A 16,277-nucleotide genomic window follows, 5' to 3' on the forward strand; every position below is an offset into this window, starting at 1 on the left:
GGGGCTGGATTTGGCCGGGCCCGGTTGCACGGGTGCGGCTCAAAGATCGGGGCTCTGCCCCGTGCCCCGCGCCTCAAACGCCGGCGAGGCTGGATTTGGCCGGGCTGAATGTGCCGGGCCGGGGTCGGGGACGGGGTGGGGTGTCGGCCGGGACTAAAACGAGATGAATTCGGCGCCCACTACCGCCCGACAACTCGCCTCGGAAAGGCGCCGAACATCGAAGCCCGTCCCGGACGACACCCCGCCCCGGCCCCGGCCCCGCCCCGGCCCCGCCCCGGCCCCGGCCCCGGCCCCCGTGCCGGCCCCGGTTCCCGTGCCGGCCCCGGCTCCCGCGCTGCCCCCGGCCCCGGCCAGGGGGTTCACCGGGGGGTGGTCGGCCCCTCGGCCCCGGCCGTGAAGCGGGGGACGGACGGTGCGTCGTCGGGGAGGCCGCTGCCGACCGCGGCTCCCGGCCGGCCCCGGCGGAACACCGCGCAGGCCAGCGTGACCGCCGAGCCCGCCACCGCCCAGGCGGCGAGCACCAGCATCGGCCCGGCCGCGCCGTTGCCCTTGAAGTACGCGATGGAGCGCGCGGCGTACGTCCCGGCGCCCGGCGGCAGGGCCGGGCCGATGGCCTTCCAGAACGGCGGCAGCAGCGGGTACGGGTAGGCGCCGCCCGCGCTCGGGTTGCCGAAGACCACGACCAGCAGGATCGCCAGGCCGATGCCGACGACGCCCGCCAGCCCCTGGAAGGCCAGGGTGATCGCGCCGACCGCGAAGACGACCAGGGTGCCCAGCCCCCACAGGCCCATGATGTTGCCGGGCAGCGCGCCAAGGACCGGGCCCGCGATGACCGTGCCGAGCAGGCCCGCGGCGAGGGAGTACGCGAGCAGCGAGCCGAGCCTGATGACGGCGCGGGCGGAGTTCGCGGGCCGGGCGCCTGCGCTGATCGCGAGGATCGCGGCGCACAGGTAGCCGCCCACGCACCAGCCGACGACCAGGTAGAAGGAGCTCAGGCCGCGCGCGTCGCCCGCGTCGGCCGGGGCCACGTCGGTGACCCGGAGGGTGCGCCCCTGGGCCTTCTCGGCCAGGCCGACGATCTGTTCCAGGGCCTGGGAGAGGGAGGCGCCGGCGCCGCCCGCGACCAGCAGCCGGTCGGTCGTGCCGGCGGGGTCGACGATCAGCGCGCCGTCCACGTCCCGGTTCTCGATCAGCCGGACGGCCGCGGCCTCGTCCTCGGCCACGCGGGTGTCGAGCGGCTTGCCGGGCAGCGCACCGAGCTGTTTCGCGGTCTGTTCGGCGACCGGCGCGAGGGGGGCGGCGACGGCGATCGGGATCTCGCTGGGCTTGGGGTGGTGGAAGGCCCCGATGTACGAGGTGACGAAGGCCAGCTGGAGGGCCAGCACCCCCAGGACGAGCAGGGCCGCCCGGGTGGTCACGGCGTCTTTGATCTCGGCGAGGAAGCCGCTGGACGGAGCTGCGTCCGGACTCCGGGTGGGCTGGGTCATGACTCTCACGCTCGACGCGGAGGCGGCGGGACGCAGCAGGGGAGGGCCGAATGGATGATCGAACAAATGTTTCGCACGGACATTCGAATTGCTTTATGGTGGAGACGGGGGAGGTGTTGACACGAGCGAAGCAGGAGGCCGCGGGTGCCCGGTTTTACGCATCTGCACACCGTTTCGGGGTTCTCCATGCGCTACGGAGGCTCGCACCCGGAACGTCTGGCGGAACGTGCCGCCGAGCGGGGCATGGACGCCCTCGCCCTGACCGACCGCGACACCCTGGCGGGTGCGGTGCGGTTCGCGAAGGCGGCCGCGAAGGCGGGGATCCGGCCGCTGTTCGGCGCCGACCTGGCGGTGTCCCCTGCGGGGGGCTCGGCGGGCTCGGCGGGGTCGGCCGGGTCGGGGGGCTCGGCCGGCCTCCGCTCGGGCGGGTCCGGTGCGGGCGGGGTCGGCGCCGGCTCTGGTTTCGGCTTCGGCTCCGGCTCCGGCTCTGGTTTCGGCTCCGGGTCTGCCTCCGGCCGCGGCTCCGGCGAGGCCTCGTACCGGCGGCGGAACCCCGTCAAGGGCGGTGCCTTCATCGACGAGTCCGCCCCCCGGGCCGTGTTCCTGGCCCGGGACGGGGCCGCCGGGTGGGCCGAGCTCTGCCGGATGGTCACGGCCGCCCACGCGGCTCCCTCCGGGGACGGGCCCGTGGTGCCCTGGGAGGCCCTGCGCGGGGAAGGCGTCTTCGTGCTGCTCGGGCCCGGTTCCGAGGTGGGCCGGGCGCTCGCCGCGGGGCGTCCCGACCGGGCCGCGCGGCTGCTCGCGCCCTGGCGGGAGGTCTACGGGGACTCGCTCCGGCTGGAGGCCGTCCACCACGGCCGCACCGGCACCGGCCCCGGCTCGCTCCGGCTGGCCGCCCGTACCGTCGGCTTCGCCGCCGAGCAGGGCGTCCCGGCCGTGCTGACCAACGCCGTCCGCTACGCCGACCCCGGCCAGGGCCCGGTCGCCGACATCCTCGACGCGGCCCGCCGGCTGACCCCCGTACGGCAGCCCTTCGACACCGGCGAGCGCTGGCTCAAGGACGCCGACGCCATGGCAGAGGCCGCCGACCGGATCGCCCGGGCCGCCGGCCTGCGCCCCGCCGACGCGCGACGGCTGCTCGCGGAGACCCGGCACACCGCCGAGGCCTGCGCGGTGGACCCCGAGGACGACCTCGGCATCGGCTCCGTGCACTTCCCCGAGGCCCGGCTCGTCGGCGCGGCCCACCGCACCGCCCAGCGGGTCCTCGCCTCCCGCGCCGCCGCCGGCATGGTGCTGCGCGGCTACGCGGGCGACCCCGCCTACTGGGAGCGCATGCACCACGAGCTCGACATCATCGCCTACCACGGCTACGCCTCGTACTTCCTGACGGTCGCACAGGTGGTGGACGACGTACGGGAGATGGGCATCCGCGTGGCCGCCCGAGGCTCCGGCGCCGGCTCCCTCGTCAACCACCTGCTCGGCATCGCGCACGCCGACCCCGTCGCGCACGGCCTGCTGATGGAGCGCTTCCTGTCCAAGCGCCGCCGCGTCCTGCCCGACATCGACATCGACGTGGAGTCCGCCCGCCGGCTGGAGGTCTACCGGCGGATCATCGGCCGGTTCGGCACCGAGCGCGTCGCCACCGTCTCCATGCCCGAGACCTACCGGGTCCGGCACGCCATCCGCGACGTCGGCGCCGCCCTGTCCATGGACCCGGCCGTCACCGACCGGCTCGCCAAGGCCTTCCCGCACATCCGGGCCCGCGACGCCCGCGCCGCACTGGAGGAGCTCCCCGAACTGCGCGACGTGCGCGGGGAGTCGTACGGGCGGCTGTGGGAGCTCGTCGAATCGCTCGACGCGCTGCCCCGCGGGATCGCCATGCACCCGTGCGGCGTCCTGCTCTCCGACGCCTCCCTGCTCGCCCGCACGCCCGTCGTCCCCACCAGCGGCGAGGGCTTCCCCATGTCCCAGTTCGACAAGGACGACGTGGAGGAGCTCGGACTGCTCAAACTCGACGTGCTGGGCGTGCGGATGCAGTCCGCGATGGCCCACGCGGTCGCCGAGATCCGGCGCGGCACGGGCGAGGAGCTCGACCTCGACGACCCGGCGCAGGTCCCGCCGGGCGACCGGGCCACGTACGAGCTGATCCGCTCGGCCGAGACGCTGGGCTGCTTCCAGATCGAATCCCCCGGCCAGCGCGACCTGGTGGGGCGGCTCCAGCCGGCCACCTTCCACGACCTGGTCGTCGACATCTCCCTCTTCCGGCCCGGGCCGGTGGCCGCCGACATGGTGCGGCCGTTCATCGCGGCCCGGCACGGGCGGGCGCCGGTGCGCTTCCCGCACCCCGACCTGGCCGACGCGCTGCGCGAGACGTACGGGGTGGTGGTCTTCCACGAGCAGATCATCGAGATCGTGCACGTCATGACCGGCTGCGGGCGGGACGAGGCCGACCGGGTGCGGCGCGGGCTGTCCGACCCGGAGTCGCAGGGCCGGATCCGGGTCTGGTTCGCGGCGAAGGCAGGTGAACGGGGCTACTCGGCGGAGGTGATCGCCCGGACCTGGGAGATCGTGGAGGCCTTCGGCTCGTACGGCTTCTGCAAGGCGCACGCGGTGGCCTTCGCGGTGCCGACGTACCAGTCGGCGTGGCTGAAGGCGCACCATCCGGCGGCCTTCTACGCCGGGCTGCTCACGCACGATCCGGGGATGTACCCGAAGCGGCTGCTGCTGGCGGACGCGCGGCGGCGGGGCGTGCCGGTGCTGCCGCTGGACGTGAACCGGTCGGCGGTCGCCCACCGTATCGAACTGGTGTCCGGTTCCGCAGGGGTGTGGGGGCTGCGGCTGGGGCTGTCCGACGTCCACGGCATCAGCGAGGCGGAGGCGCTGCGGATCGAGTCCGGGCAGCCGTACGCCTCCCTGCGCGACTTCTGGGACCGGGCCCACCCGGGGCGGCCGGTGGCCGAACGGCTCGCGCAGGTAGGGGCGTTGGACTCCTTCGGTGCCAACCGGCGCGATCTGCTGCTCCACTTGACGGAACTGCACGGCGCGCACCGGGCGGCCGGGGCGCGCGGGGCCCGGGGGCCCCAACTCCCCCTGGAGGGCGGTCGGTCCACGGCCTCCGTCGGGCTTCCGGACCTCTCCGAGGCGGAACGGCTCAGCGCCGAGCTGGGCGTCCTCGGCGTGGACGCCTCGCGGCACCTGATGGGGGACCACCAGGCCTTCCTGGCCGAGCTGGGAGTGGTCCCGGCGCAGCGGCTGCGCGATGCCGGGCACGGGCAGACCGTGCTGGTCGCGGGGGCCAAGGCGGCCACCCAGACGCCGCCGATCCGCTCCGGGAAGCGGGTCATCTTCACGACGCTGGACGACGGCACGGGCCTGGTGGACCTGGCGTTCTTCGACGACAGCCACGAGCGGTGCGCGCACACCGTCTTCCACTCCTTCCTGCTGCTGGTACGGGGTGTCGTGCAGCGGCGCGGGCCGCAGAGCCTGAGCGTGGTCGGGGCGGCGGCGTGGAACCTGGCGGAGCTGGTGGAACTGCGGGCGGCGGGCGGCCTGGACGCGGTGGCGGCCCGGCTGGCCGTCGCCTCCGGCACCGGCACCGGCTCCGCCTCCGGCACCGGCACCGGCTCCGGCCGGGGGTCCGGCCGGGACCGGGATTCCGGTGAAGGTCCGGGCGCGGCCACCGGCTCCGGTCGCGGTTCCGGGGCCGGTCGGGAGCCCGGCTCCGGACCGGAGGCCGGTCAGGCCGGCGGGGCGGATTCCGGGGCCGGGGCGGGAGCCGGCCGTGGGCGCACGATCCGCATGTCCACGGGGTACGAGATGAACCCCTGGGCCGATCTCCAGCCGCCGGGCACCGGTCCCGCGACCGGGCGCAAGCTGTGGCACTCCAGTCCCGGGAGCGCGGGATGAGCACCACCGACCCGCGCGCCGTGATGTGCCTGCGACTGCACCCCGCCGACGGGGCACCGCTCGGGGCCGAGGCCTACGCCGGTGTCCTCGCGCTGCTCGGCGGGCTCACCCCGGCCGTGCAGGCGCTGCCGCCCGACGCGGCCCTCGCCGATGTCCGGGGCGCACTGCGGTACTTCGGCTGCGACGCCGGCCGGCTGGCCGCCGTGGTCCGGGTCCGGTCCCTCGCCCTCTACGGCGTGGACTGCACCGTCGGCGTGGCCGGCAACCCCATGCTGGCCCGGGCCGCGGCCCGCGAGGCCCCGCCCGGGGGGACCCGGGTGATCCCCGACGAGCCCGCCGCCGTCGTCGGGTTCCTGGCCGGCAAGCCCGTCATCGCCCTCGACGGGATCGGCCCCAAGGCCGCCCGGACCCTGTGCTCCTACGGCCTGGACACCGTCGGCCGGGTCGCCGCCGCCCCGCCCGCCGCCCTGCGGCGGATCCTGGGCGCCCGGCTCGGCCGCGAGGTGCAGGAGCGCGCCCTCGGGATCGACCGGACCCCCGTCCGGCCGGGCGCGGCCGCCCTGGCCGTCGCCGCCGAGCGGGCTTTCGACCGGGACGAGCTGGATCCCGTACGGCACCGGCGGGCGCTGCTCTCGCTGACGCAGGAACTCGGCGCGAAGCTCCGTACACAAGAACAGGGCCGGGGGCAGGTCTGCCGCGCCCTCTCGCTCAGCGTCCGCTGCGCCGACCGCACCACGCTCACCCGGACCCGCACCCTGGCCGAACCCACCGCGCATTCCGACGCGCTGACCGCCACGGCCTACGCCCTCTACGAGGGCCTGGGCCTCCAGCGGGCCCGGGTGCGCGCCCTGTCCCTGCGCGCCGAGGACCTGATCCCCGCCGAACGGGCCGCGCGGCAGCTGAGTTTCGACCCGCAGGACGAGAAGGCCCGCCGGCTGGAGGCCGTCACGGACCGCGTCCGCGCCCGCTTCGGGCCGCACGTCATCGCTCGCGGCACGCTCGCGGCGTAGTGGACCGGCGGGCGACACGCGCGATTTTTACCGACGCGTAACTTCCCAGTTTTGCTACCCGCCCGTAATTTGGCGGCAGCAGCACCCCTTTGTGATCCGGATCACGGGATGAACCCCCACGCACCATCCCCTTGAGTCGACCCGCAAGGAGATCACACGATGCTGCCCTGGAGACGCCTGCTCCGCCCGCTGGCCGTCCTCACCCTCACCGCCGCCGCGCTCGTCGCCCCCACCGGCGCCGCGCAGGCCGCGTCCGCACCCAGCAGCGGCTGGAACAACTGGTCCTGCAAGCCGTCCGCCGCGCACCCGCGCCCCGTCGTGCTCGTGCACGGCACCTTCGGCAACTCCGTCGACAACTGGCTCGGCCTCGCGCCGTACCTCGTGCACCGCGGGTACTGCGTCTACTCGCTCGACTACGGGCAACTGCCCGGCGTGCCCTTCTTCAACGGGCTCGGCCCCATCGACAAGTCCGCCGCACAGCTCGACGTCTTCGTCGACAAGGTGCTCGCCGCCACCGGCTCCGCCAAGACCGACATCATCGGGCACTCACAGGGCGGCATGATGCCGCGCTACTACCTGAAGTTCCTCGGCGGCGCCGCCAAGGTCAACGCCCTGGTCGGGCTGGCCCCCGACAACCACGGCACCACGCTGCTCGGACTCACCCAACTGCTCCCGTATTTCCCGGGGGCCGAGGACCTGATCAGCTCGGCCACCCCGGGGCTGGCCGACCAGATCGCCGGATCCGCCTTCCAGCAGAAGCTGAACGCGGGCGGGGACACCGTGCCCGGGGTCGCGTACACGGTGATCGCCACCAAGTACGACGAGGTGGTGACCCCGTACCGGAGCGCCTTCCTGGACGGGCCGGGCGTGAAGAACGTCGTCCTCCAGGACCTGTGCGTCCTGGACCTCTCGGAGCACGTCGCCATCGGTCTCACGGACCGGATCGCCTGGCACGAGGCGGTGAACGCCCTCGACCCGGCGCACGCCGAACGGACCACGTGCGCCTCGGTCTTCGACTGACGCGCACGCGGTCCGCGGTGAACTAGCGGCCGTGGCGGCCCGCCGTCGCAGCACGGCGGCGGGCCAGCCCGAACAGCACGGCCGCACCGAGGGCCAGGACGCCGGCCCCGGCGATCGCGATCGCCGGGGTGGCGCTGCTGCCGCCCGTCTCGGCGAGGTTGCGGTTGCTCTGCGTGGACTGCGACGGGACCGGGGCGGCGGCGGCCTTCGCGTTCGTCTTCGGGTCGTTGTCGCCGTGGCCGTTGTGCTCCACGGTGGACTTGTCGGCGCCATCGGCGATCTGCTGGTCCGTCGGCGCCTGCGGCCGCGGATCGGCGGACGGCGCGGAGCTCGGCTTGGCGCTGGGCTTCACGCTGGGCTTGGTGCTCGGGACGGCACCCGTACCCCCGTTGCCGCCATTGCCATTGCCCCCGTTGTCCTTGCCGAAGACCACGTCCGAGCAGGTGTAGAAGGCCTCCGGGCTGTCCGAGCGCTGCCAGATGCTGTAGATCAGGTGGCGGCCGGACTTGTTCGGGACGGTACCGGTGAAGACGTAGTCGCCGTTCTGCATGCCCGGGTCGGTGACCTTCGCGAACGGCGCGGGCTCCAGGTCGGACCACTTCAGCGGCTTCGACGGGTCGTAGCCGTCCTTCGTCACGTACAGCTCGAAGGAACCCTTGTGGGGCGCGGTCCCCTTGTAGCGGAAGGTGTGCGCGCCCGCCGTCATCGGGCTGGCCGGCCAGTCGGCGCGCGCCAGGTCGAGCCCCTGGTACTTGTCGTTGCCGGCGGAGCAGAGCTGGCCGTTCGGGATCAGCGCCCGGTGGTTCCCGGCCGCGTTGGCGATGTTCACCGCGTTCCAGTCGTAGAACGCCTGCGCCCCGCTCGCCGCGACGGCGGCCTTGCACGCCGCCGACTTCGGCGACTCCGGGCCCTCCGCGTAGCACGCAGCCACCCGGCTGACCGGGTCCGTCATCGAGCCGTGGGCGGCCGCGGGCGCGGCGGCGTACGCGGCCACCGCGAGGGGGGCGAGGCCGGCGGACGCGATACGGATCAGGGTGACGGTGCGGCTGCGTCGGCGTGCGGACATGGGGGGATCTCCTTCGGGCGCAAGGCAGGATGTGCCAGCGGTCGGGGCGGTGCGGCGCCGCCCCCCGGCGGCGCCGTTCCCGGCCCTCCGCTGGCCCCGCCAAGCTAACGGCCCGAACCCCGCCTTCCGCCCCCTTCGCCCCCCACAAGCTGATCCTTAGGCTCCGCTTAAGGAAGAGGTAAGAGAGAGCTCAGGAAACGAGCCCGCGGAGCCTGCCACCCCAAGCCCTCTGCCCCCAGTCGGGCACGCCGAGGGGCACCGGAGCACTCCAGACGTCGGCCGTCAGGGCCGCCGGTAGACAGAGGGGTCCGTCTCCGGGTCCGGTTTCAGGCTGAGGGTGACGTATACGGGGGACTCTTCGCGGCCCACCCGCAGCTGTAGCCACTGGTCGAGAGCGTGGATGGCGTATCGGTGGAGGTACTGGATGAAGAGCTCCACCTCGTCATCCGACAGCGGCTCGTCGTGCCTCTCGTTGCGCATGGTCAGCAGGGTAGGCGCAGGCGGTTACTTGCTGTCGGGTGGGATGGGGGTGGCCTGGTGGTAGTACATCCGCCACGTCGTGGCCGTACCCTGCTTGCGCCAGAGCGAACTCCGCCGTGCCCGGTTCCCATCCAGCGTGGTCTCGTAGGTGAGGTGCACGAGACCGGGTGCCAGCAGGACACCGGTGAACTCTGAGGGCTCGTAGCGCGGACCGCCCTCTGTCGCACCGTCCATCTCGGGCATCGCCGCAAGCATCTCGTCGTACGTCCACCGCCGCCCCGAAGCGCCGACCTCTGTGAAGTCCGGGTCCAGAAGCTGTCGGGCGAGCGAGCGTGAACTGCGCACGCCGGGGTCCATGAGGCGCAGCTCGCCTGCGATCGCTTCGCGCACCTCATCTGATTCTTGGCTCATGCGGGCATCCTCGCCCAGGCGGGGCCACAGGAAGGGCTGCCGTCAGGCGAGGAGGGCTGCCAGTCCGGCCGGGGTGCGGGCCTGGTCGTCCAGGGCGTCGAGGGCCCGGATGGCCTGGGCGGCCGCCTCGGGGTCGCTGGTGGCCAGGCCGCTCGCCGCGAACTCGTCCTCGTCCAGGCGCAGTACGGAGGAGCCGTCCGCCGAGACCCACAGGTCGAGGTCCAGGTCCTCGATCAGGATCTCCCCGCTCCGCACCAGGGCCGGGCGCGTGACGTCGCAGTACCAGCCCTTGAGGACGCCCGCGCCGGTCCGCACCTCCTTGACCGCGTACCAGCGCGTGCGCCAGAAGTGCTCGACGAACACGTCGCCGGGCTCGAAGCGCACGAAGCCGAAGTCCCGTACGCCCTCGGCGGCCCAGGGGGCGCGGACGGAGATCCGGTCGCCGTCGTCGGCGACCTGCGCCGCCGGGTAGCGGATCTTGAGCTTTCCGGCCTTGGTCAGGACGACGGTCAGCTGAGGCTCGGTCACACTGTCTCCAGTCTCTTCAGTTGCTTCGTGAAGCGCATTTCGGTGGCGCAGATGTCGTATCCGAACCGCGTGTTGATGGCGAGCATCGGTGCATTGCAGGCGTCGTTGCCGGTGAACGGCCGACGCTACGGGCGCATGCGCGTACGGCGCCTCCCAATTAACCGGCGATGGGGGACAATCACCCGCGTGACCTCGACGAACCTGAAGATCACCATCAGCGGCGCGGCGGGCTCGGCCGCCCCGTACGAACAGCTGCGCGCGCAGATCGCCGACCGGGCGCGATCGGGGCGGCTGCCGGCGGGGTTCAAACTGCCGACCGTGCGGGGGCTGGCGGAGGAGCTGGGGCTGGCCGCGAACACCGTCGCGAAGGCGTACCGGGCGCTGGAGGCGGACGGGGTGATCGAGACGCGGGGGCGGAACGGGACGTTCGTCGCCGCGGCGGGGGAGGGCGCGGCCCGCGAGGCCGCGGCCGCCGCGCAGGCCTTCGCGGAACGGGTGCACCGGCTGGGCCTGTCGGAACCCGAAGCCCTTGCCGCTGCCGCGGACGCCCTCCGAGCCCGCTACGCCGCCGGCTAGCCCCCGCCCGCTGCCGGGGCTCCGCCCCGCACCCCGCTCCTCAAACGCCGGAGGGGCTGGATGTGCCCCCGTGGTACCGCGGGTGCTGCGCCGTTGCCGGGGGCCCGCCCCCGGACCCCCGCGCCTCAAACGCCGGCGAGGCTGGACCCGGTGGCTAGAGGTAGAGGCCTGCCTCCGTGTGCCCTTGCGGCGGGAGCGCGGGTACGGCGGCCGGGCCCGTGCCGCGACGCAGGGCGAACAGTTCGGCCAGGCTGGCGCCCTCGCGGGACACGCCCTCCTCCGTGCCCAGCCAGTCCACCGCCTCCCGGTGGGTCAGCCGGCCGACCTCGATGCGCGCCAGGCACCGCCCCGGCCGGACCACCGCCGGGTGGAGCCGCTCCAGGTCCTCGTTCGTCGTGACGCCCACCAGCACGTTGCGGCCCTGGCCGAGCAGACCGTCCGTCAGGTTCAGCAGACGCGACAGCGCCTGTCCGGCCGTGTGCCGCGCCTCGCCGCGGATCAGCTCGTCGCAGTCCTCCAGCAGCAGCAGCCGCCAGCGGCCCTTCGCCGTGCCCTCCTCCTCGCCGATCGCGATGTCCATCAGGTAGCCCACGTCGTTGAACAGCCGCTCCGGGTCCAGGACGCAGTCCACCTGGCACCAGTCCCGCCAGGACCGGGCGAGGGTGCGCAGCGCCGACGTCTTGCCCGTCCCCGGCGGCCCGTGGAGCAGCAGCAGCCGACCCGCGATGTCGTCCGGGGTCACCTTCATGAGCCGGTCCATCGCCCCGGCCACCGGCGCCGTGTAGTTCGGCCGCACCTCCGCCCAGGTCCCGGCCGCGATCTGGCGGGTCGTCCGGTACGGGCCGCGCCGCGGCGAGACGTACCAGAAGCCCATCGTGACGTTCTCCGGCTGCGGTTCGGGCTCGTCCTGCGCGCCCTCCGTCGCCTCGCCGAGCACCCGCTCCGCGAGTTCGTCGCTGACCGCCGTCACCGTGACGTCCGCGCCCCGGCTCCAGCGGGAGACGAGCATGGTCCAGCCCTCGCCCTCGGCGAGGGTGGCGCTGCGGTCGCTGTCGCGCGCCGAGCGCAACACCGTGGCCCGGGGCGGCAGCAGGCTGACCCCCGGCTTGACCCGGTCGATGGACACGCTGTGCGAGTACGGCTGTTCACCGGACGCGAACCGCCCGAGGAACAGCGCGTCGACTACATCCGACGGCGAGTCGCTGTCGTCGACGTTGAGCCGGATCGGCAGCGCGTCATGCGGGTTGGCTGGCATGGCGCCCATGATCCGGCACACCGTGCCCTCGTGCACCCGTGTTTCGCCGGATCGGGTGTCCCGGTTCCTCCTCCAAACGCAGTGCGCGTGAAGATTCCGGGCGCAACCCTGCTCCGAATATTCTTGGCATGGACACTTCCAGCCAGTCTCCGCTCCTTGTACCACGGACTCAGCAGTAACTCAGGAGTAACCCCCACAAGGAGCCGCACCCCCATGAGCATGAGACTGTCGCGCTTCGCTGCCCTCACCTCCTCCGTCTTACTCGCCGCCGGCGCCGCCCTGTTCGGCGGCGGCCAGGCGGCCGCCGCCCAGGCCGACTTCGGCTACGTGGCCCTCGGCGACTCGTACTCCTCCGGCGTCGGCGCCGGCAACTACGACAGCGCGAGCGGTGACTGCAAGCGCACCACCCGGGCCTACCCCGCCCTGTGGGCCGCGGCCCACTCCCCGCAGACCTTCTCCTTCGCCGCCTGTTCGGGCGCCCGTACGGGTGACGTCCTCGCCAACCAGCTCGGCCCGCTGAACTCCGGAACCGACCTGGTCTCCATCACCATCGGCGGCAACGACGCAGGATTCTCCGACGTCATGACGACCTGTGTGCTCCAGTCCGAGTCCACCTGCGTCAACCGCGTCAACCAGGCCAAGGCGTACGTCGACTCCACCCTCCCCGGCCAGCTCGACCAGGTCTACAACGCCATCGACAGCCGCTCGCCCAACGCCCACGTCGTCGTCCTCGGCTATCCCCGCTTCTACAAGCTGAACGGCACCTGCGTCGCCGGACTGACCGAGGGCGAACGCTCCGCCATCAACGGCGCCGCCGACTACCTCAACGCCGCGATAGCCAAGCGCGCCGCCGACCACGGCTTCACCTTCGCCTCGGTCGCCGGCGCGTTCACCGGCCACGAGATCTGCTCCGGCGCGGCGTGGCTGCACAGCGTCAACTGGCTCAACATCGGGGAGTCCTACCACCCCACCGCGGCCGGACAGTCCGGCGGCTACCTGCCCGTCTTCACGAACGCCGCCTGATCGGACCCCGCCGTCGGCGCGGTGGACGGTGACGCGCTCGTGCCGGGGGAGGAGGCCCCGCCCGTCGGGGTCGGGGTCTCCTCCTCGCAGGTCACGGACGTCCCCACCCACTGCGTGGTCACCTCCGCAGGGCCCCGTACCTCCAGCCGGACCGCGTCCTCGAAGACCGCGCCCGGCACGTGCGCGAGCTCGGTGTGCTCCAGCCGCCGGCTCCTGGGCCCGGCCGCCTCGTACGTGACGGACTGCCAGCCGGGGCCCGAGGTCTTCCCGCTCCGCGTCGCCCAGCGGTACTCCAGGACGGCCGGGACCCGCTCCACCTCGACGGTGGCGGTGAACGCGGGCGCACTCCCGGCGGGCGGCGGGCAACTGCCGGTGTAGGAGGTCCGCACGGCGTCGACGTACACCGACACGTGCTGCCCGGCAGCGCCCGAGGACGAGGCCGAGACGGAAGCCGAAGCCGAAGCCGAAGCGGACGCGGACGGGCGCGCGGAGGGGGACGTGGTCACGGACTGGGCGGTGGTCGCCGAACCGCTCGGCCCGCCGCTCCCGCCCCCGCTCCCGGAGCCCGCGCCCGCACGGTCCTTCAGCAGCAGCCACCCCAGCGCGGCCAGCGCCAGCAGCAGCACCACGATCCCGGCGGTCAGCACCAGCCCGGCCCGGCCGTTCCGGTGCGGCGAGGGCCCGGGGCCGGGCTGTGCGACGGGTGCCGGCATCGGCGGCGTGGGCTCCCCGTACGGCGCCCCCGCCCCGCCGTGCCGGTGGTGCTCGTGCCGGTGCTCCTGCGCGGTCGCCGTCGGCGAGTCCGGCCCCGACACCGCCCCGCCGTAGGCCCGTACGGCCCCGCCCGCACCCACCACCCGCAGCATCCGGGCCGCCTCCGCCGCGGGCAGCCGCCCGGCCGGGTCCTTCCACAGCAGCCCCTCCAGTACGGGCTCCAGCGGCCCGGCGCGCCGCGGCGCGGGCGGTTCCCCGTCCACCACGGCCCGCAGCGTGTCCAGCGGGGTCTCCTGCCGGAAGGGCGAAACCCCCTCGACGGCCGTGTACAGCAGGACCCCGAGCGACCACAGGTCCGATTCGGGCCCCGGGTCGCGCCCCAACGCCCTTTCCGGGGCCAGGAATTCGGGGGAGCCGACCACCTCGCCCGTCATGGTGATCGCCGAGGAGCCCTCCAGGCTCGCGATCCCGAAGTCGCTCAGCACCACCCGGCCGTCGTTGGCGATGAGCACGTTCCCGGGCTTGACGTCGCGGTGCAGCACCCCCGAGTCGTGCGCGGAGCGCAGCGCGGCCAGCACCTGCTCACCGATGTGCGCGGCCCGCTGCGGGGTCATCGGACCCTCCGCCTCCAGTACGTCGGCCAGCGAGAGCCCGCGCACCAGCTCCATCACGATCCACGGCCGGCCGCCCTCGGAGGCCACGTCGTAGACGGTGACGACCCCGCGGTGCGAGACCCGGGCCGCCGCCCAGGCCTCCCGCTCCAGGCGCCGGTACATCCGCTGGAGTTCGGCGGGCTCCATCCCGGCCGGCGCCCGCACCTCCTTGACGGCGACCTCGCGGGCCAGCACCTCGTCCCGGGCCCGCCACACGATGCCCATCCCACCGCGGCCGAGGGGTTCGAGCAGCCGGTAGCGGCCCGAGATGACACGATCGGAACTCGTTTCCCCACCCGCACCCGCCACATTCCCACTCATGCGAGCCCCCCATGTGTGTGCGCATGCGCCCATATGTCACCAGGTGATCACTCCAAGTTAGCGCAGAGCGCGACAAGTGGCCCCTGCCGTGACGAGACTCGTGCAGAGAGTCCCAACTGCGCCGTTTTTGTGCGGAGAGTAACGATTGACTCCGCTGAGTAATCGTCAACTCCCCGTCGCCACAGGGGTAATTCACACCACCGGGATACCCGAGCGCGCCGCGAGGGCGATAGGGTTAACCTGCCCGGGCCGGGTGCCCTCGTACGGGTGGGGAGAGATCATGGAACAGATAGCTATGCGCAGCAGGCCGCCACGCGTGCCTGCCATCACCTGCGGAAGCGGTGCGACCAGTTCGCGCCTCGACCGTCATCTCGCCGTGCTGGGCGGTCCCGCCGTCCCGCACCGGGAGACCGCCGAGGCGACCCTGCTGATGCGCGAGCTCACCTCCCGCGACCACACGCACCGCCTGCGGAGCCGGAGCGCGCGCGTCTCGCTCTTCGCACCGCTGCGCCGCCTGCGTCGCACGCTCTTCGGCAGCCGCCGCTCGTAAACCGCCCCCGGACCGAGGCCTTCCGGCCCCGGTCGTCCCGGCCCCGGCTCCCCGGCCCCTACGCGATCACACCGTCCCGGCGAAGCACCGAGATCTGCGCTCCCGTCATCCCCAGGGCGCGCAGCAGGGGTTCGGTGTGCTCACCCAGCGCCGGCACCGCACCCATGTGCGGTGCCGCGCCGTCCGGCAGCCCGATCGGCGGCAGCAGGGCCCGCAGCGGTCCGGCCGGCGATTCCACTTCCCGCCAGCGGTCCCGTGCCGCCAGCTGCGGATGCGCGGCCAGCTGGGCCACCGAGTTCAGCCGGGCACAGGCGATGCCCGCCGCCTCCAGCCGCCCGATCGCCTCGTCCGCACCCAGCAGACCCAGCGCCTCCGCCACCACCGCGTCGGTCTTCTCCCGGTTGGCGGTGCGCGCGGCGTTCGTCGCGTACGCCGGGTCATCCGCCAACTCAGGCCGCTCCAGAACCTGTTGGGACAGGCGCCGCCATTCGCGGTCGTTCTGCACCGACAGCAGCACCCGGTCCCCGTCGGCCGTCGGGTAGGCGTCGTAGGGTGCGATCACCGCGTGCGCCAGGCCCGTGCGCACGGGCTGCTCCCCGCCGTGCATCGTGTGGTGCAGCGGATGCCCCATCCACTCGGCGAGCGCGTCCAGCATGGACACCTCCACCCTGCCCCCGCGCCCGGTCACCCCGCGGCGCAGCAGGGCGGCGAGCACCCCCGAGAAGGCGTACATGGCCGCCGCGATGTCCGCGGCCGGGATCCCCGCCTTGACGGGCCGCTCCGGGGTGCCGGTCACCGAGACCAGCCCCGCCTCGCACTGCACGAGCATGTCGTAGGCGCGCTTGTGGGCGTACGGGCCCTGCGCTCCGTAGCCGGAGACGTCCACGGCGACCAGCCGCGGATACCTGGCGCACAGCGCCGCCGAGTCGAGCCCGAGCCGGGCGGCGGCCCCCTGCGCGAGGTTCTGCACGAAGACGTCGGCGCCCTCCAGCAGGCCGTGCAGGACCTCCCGGCCGCGCGGGTCCTTCAGGTCGAGCGCGATGGACTCCTTGCCGCGGTTGGCCCACACGAAGTGCGAGGCGAGACCCCGCGCGGTGGTGTCGTAGGCGCGCGCGAAGTCGCCGCCGTCGGGGCGCTCGACCTTGACCACCCGGGCGCCGAGGTCGGCGAGCTGGCGGGTGGCGAAGGGGGCCGAGACGGCCTGTTCGACGGCGACGACGGTGATGCCGGCGAGGGGGAGCGGTTCGGTAGCCATGGAGCCCTGCCTACCTGGTCGG

The 16,277-nt window shown here is 73.8% G+C and carries 14 protein-coding genes; 6 read left to right on the top strand and 8 right to left on the bottom strand.

Annotated elements, in window-relative coordinates; all coding sequences use genetic code 11:
- Positions 1-359: 359 nt before the first annotated feature.
- Positions 360-1,487: a DUF3533 domain-containing protein gene (locus ACFTXQ_RS24580; protein WP_382644208.1), complete on the bottom strand. Its 1,128-nt coding sequence runs from the start codon at positions 1,485-1,487 to the stop codon at positions 360-362.
- Between the two features lie 144 nt (positions 1,488-1,631).
- Here ACFTXQ_RS24580 and ACFTXQ_RS24585 point away from each other — a divergent pair, with 144 nt between their 5' ends.
- From ACFTXQ_RS24585 to ACFTXQ_RS24595, 3 genes are all read left to right on the top strand, one after another.
- Positions 1,632-5,393 carry a DNA polymerase III subunit alpha gene (locus ACFTXQ_RS24585; RefSeq protein ID WP_382644210.1) on the top strand — a complete coding sequence of 1,254 codons (3,762 nt, stop codon included), beginning with the start codon at positions 1,632-1,634 and terminating at the stop codon, positions 5,391-5,393.
- Complete coding sequence (locus ACFTXQ_RS24590; protein WP_382644212.1) at positions 5,390-6,403, top strand: hypothetical protein; 1,014 nt, start codon at positions 5,390-5,392, stop codon at positions 6,401-6,403. The genes ACFTXQ_RS24585 and ACFTXQ_RS24590 overlap by 4 nt, the downstream gene beginning before the upstream one ends.
- A gap of 159 nt (positions 6,404-6,562) precedes the next feature.
- Positions 6,563-7,423: an esterase/lipase family protein gene (locus ACFTXQ_RS24595; RefSeq protein WP_382644214.1), complete on the top strand. Its 861-nt coding sequence runs from the start codon at positions 6,563-6,565 to the stop codon at positions 7,421-7,423.
- A gap of 22 nt (positions 7,424-7,445) precedes the next feature.
- Here ACFTXQ_RS24595 and ACFTXQ_RS24600 read toward each other — a convergent pair whose 3' ends face one another.
- From ACFTXQ_RS24600 to ACFTXQ_RS24615, 4 genes are all read right to left on the bottom strand, one after another.
- Positions 7,446-8,489 carry a lytic polysaccharide monooxygenase gene (locus ACFTXQ_RS24600; RefSeq protein WP_382644215.1) on the bottom strand — a complete coding sequence of 348 codons (1,044 nt, stop codon included), beginning with the start codon at positions 8,487-8,489 and terminating at the stop codon, positions 7,446-7,448.
- 282 nt (positions 8,490-8,771) lie between these two features.
- Entirely contained in the window at positions 8,772-8,969 is a 198-nt protein-coding gene (locus ACFTXQ_RS24605; RefSeq protein ID WP_382644217.1) for a hypothetical protein, read from the bottom strand.
- 24 nt (positions 8,970-8,993) lie between these two features.
- Entirely contained in the window at positions 8,994-9,380 is a 387-nt protein-coding gene (locus ACFTXQ_RS24610) for a DUF4440 domain-containing protein (RefSeq protein ID WP_382644219.1), read from the bottom strand.
- Between the two features lie 42 nt (positions 9,381-9,422).
- Positions 9,423-9,908 (bottom strand): DUF402 domain-containing protein, encoded by a 486-nt coding sequence (locus tag ACFTXQ_RS24615; RefSeq protein ID WP_382644221.1) that lies wholly within the window; start codon positions 9,906-9,908, stop codon positions 9,423-9,425.
- 186 nt (positions 9,909-10,094) lie between these two features.
- Here ACFTXQ_RS24615 and ACFTXQ_RS24620 point away from each other — a divergent pair, with 186 nt between their 5' ends.
- Positions 10,095-10,484 carry a GntR family transcriptional regulator gene (locus ACFTXQ_RS24620; protein WP_382644223.1) on the top strand — a complete coding sequence of 130 codons (390 nt, stop codon included), beginning with the start codon at positions 10,095-10,097 and terminating at the stop codon, positions 10,482-10,484.
- A gap of 154 nt (positions 10,485-10,638) precedes the next feature.
- On the opposite strand, the gene ACFTXQ_RS24625 is transcribed toward ACFTXQ_RS24620, so the two are convergent.
- A complete protein-coding gene (locus ACFTXQ_RS24625; protein WP_382644225.1) occupies positions 10,639-11,775 on the bottom strand; it encodes a DUF5925 domain-containing protein in 1,137 nt (378 codons plus the stop codon).
- Between the two features lie 183 nt (positions 11,776-11,958).
- Here ACFTXQ_RS24625 and ACFTXQ_RS24630 point away from each other — a divergent pair, with 183 nt between their 5' ends.
- The gene (locus tag ACFTXQ_RS24630; RefSeq protein ID WP_382644301.1) at positions 11,959-12,762 is read left to right on the top strand and encodes an SGNH/GDSL hydrolase family protein; all 804 of its coding nucleotides are present in this window, start codon (positions 11,959-11,961) and stop codon (positions 12,760-12,762) included.
- Here ACFTXQ_RS24630 and ACFTXQ_RS24635 read toward each other — a convergent pair.
- On the bottom strand, positions 12,732-14,450 hold the full coding sequence (locus tag ACFTXQ_RS24635) for a serine/threonine-protein kinase (RefSeq protein WP_382644226.1): 1,719 nt from the start codon (positions 14,448-14,450) through the stop codon (positions 12,732-12,734). The genes ACFTXQ_RS24630 and ACFTXQ_RS24635 overlap by 31 nt on opposite strands.
- A 280-nt stretch (positions 14,451-14,730) precedes the next feature.
- Here ACFTXQ_RS24635 and ACFTXQ_RS24640 point away from each other — a divergent pair, with 280 nt between their 5' ends.
- Positions 14,731-15,000 (top strand): hypothetical protein, encoded by a 270-nt coding sequence (locus ACFTXQ_RS24640; protein ID WP_030720225.1) that lies wholly within the window; start codon positions 14,731-14,733, stop codon positions 14,998-15,000.
- Positions 15,001-15,058: 58 nt separating this feature from the next.
- Here the strand turns inward: ACFTXQ_RS24640 and ACFTXQ_RS24645 are convergent, their stop codons facing one another.
- Entirely contained in the window at positions 15,059-16,255 is a 1,197-nt protein-coding gene (locus tag ACFTXQ_RS24645; protein ID WP_382644229.1) for a CaiB/BaiF CoA transferase family protein, read from the bottom strand.
- Between the last annotated feature and the right edge of the window lie 22 nt (positions 16,256-16,277).

Source organism: Streptomyces sp. NPDC057010, from assembly GCF_042673805.1.
Lineage (GTDB): Bacteria > Actinomycetota > Actinomycetes > Streptomycetales > Streptomycetaceae > Streptomyces.

Bases quoted from the DNA above. Each gene is read 5' to 3' on its own strand.
- ACFTXQ_RS24635 (WP_382644226.1), bottom strand. From the start codon at position 14,450: ATGAGTGGGAATGTGGCGGGTGCGGGTGGGGAAACGAGTTCCGATCGT.
- ACFTXQ_RS24610 (WP_382644219.1), bottom strand. From the start codon at position 9,380: ATGAGCCAAGAATCAGATGAGGTGCGCGAAGCGATCGCAGGCGAGCTG.
- ACFTXQ_RS24580 (WP_382644208.1), bottom strand. From the start codon at position 1,487: ATGACCCAGCCCACCCGGAGTCCGGACGCAGCTCCGTCCAGCGGCTTC.
- ACFTXQ_RS24600 (WP_382644215.1), bottom strand. From the start codon at position 8,489: ATGTCCGCACGCCGACGCAGCCGCACCGTCACCCTGATCCGTATCGCG.
- ACFTXQ_RS24595 (WP_382644214.1), top strand. From the start codon at position 6,563: ATGCTGCCCTGGAGACGCCTGCTCCGCCCGCTGGCCGTCCTCACCCTC.
- ACFTXQ_RS24645 (WP_382644229.1), bottom strand. From the start codon at position 16,255: ATGGCTACCGAACCGCTCCCCCTCGCCGGCATCACCGTCGTCGCCGTC.
- ACFTXQ_RS24590 (WP_382644212.1), top strand. From the start codon at position 5,390: ATGAGCACCACCGACCCGCGCGCCGTGATGTGCCTGCGACTGCACCCC.
- ACFTXQ_RS24630 (WP_382644301.1), top strand. From the start codon at position 11,959: ATGAGACTGTCGCGCTTCGCTGCCCTCACCTCCTCCGTCTTACTCGCC.
- ACFTXQ_RS24640 (WP_030720225.1), top strand. From the start codon at position 14,731: ATGGAACAGATAGCTATGCGCAGCAGGCCGCCACGCGTGCCTGCCATC.
- ACFTXQ_RS24605 (WP_382644217.1), bottom strand. From the start codon at position 8,969: ATGCGCAACGAGAGGCACGACGAGCCGCTGTCGGATGACGAGGTGGAG.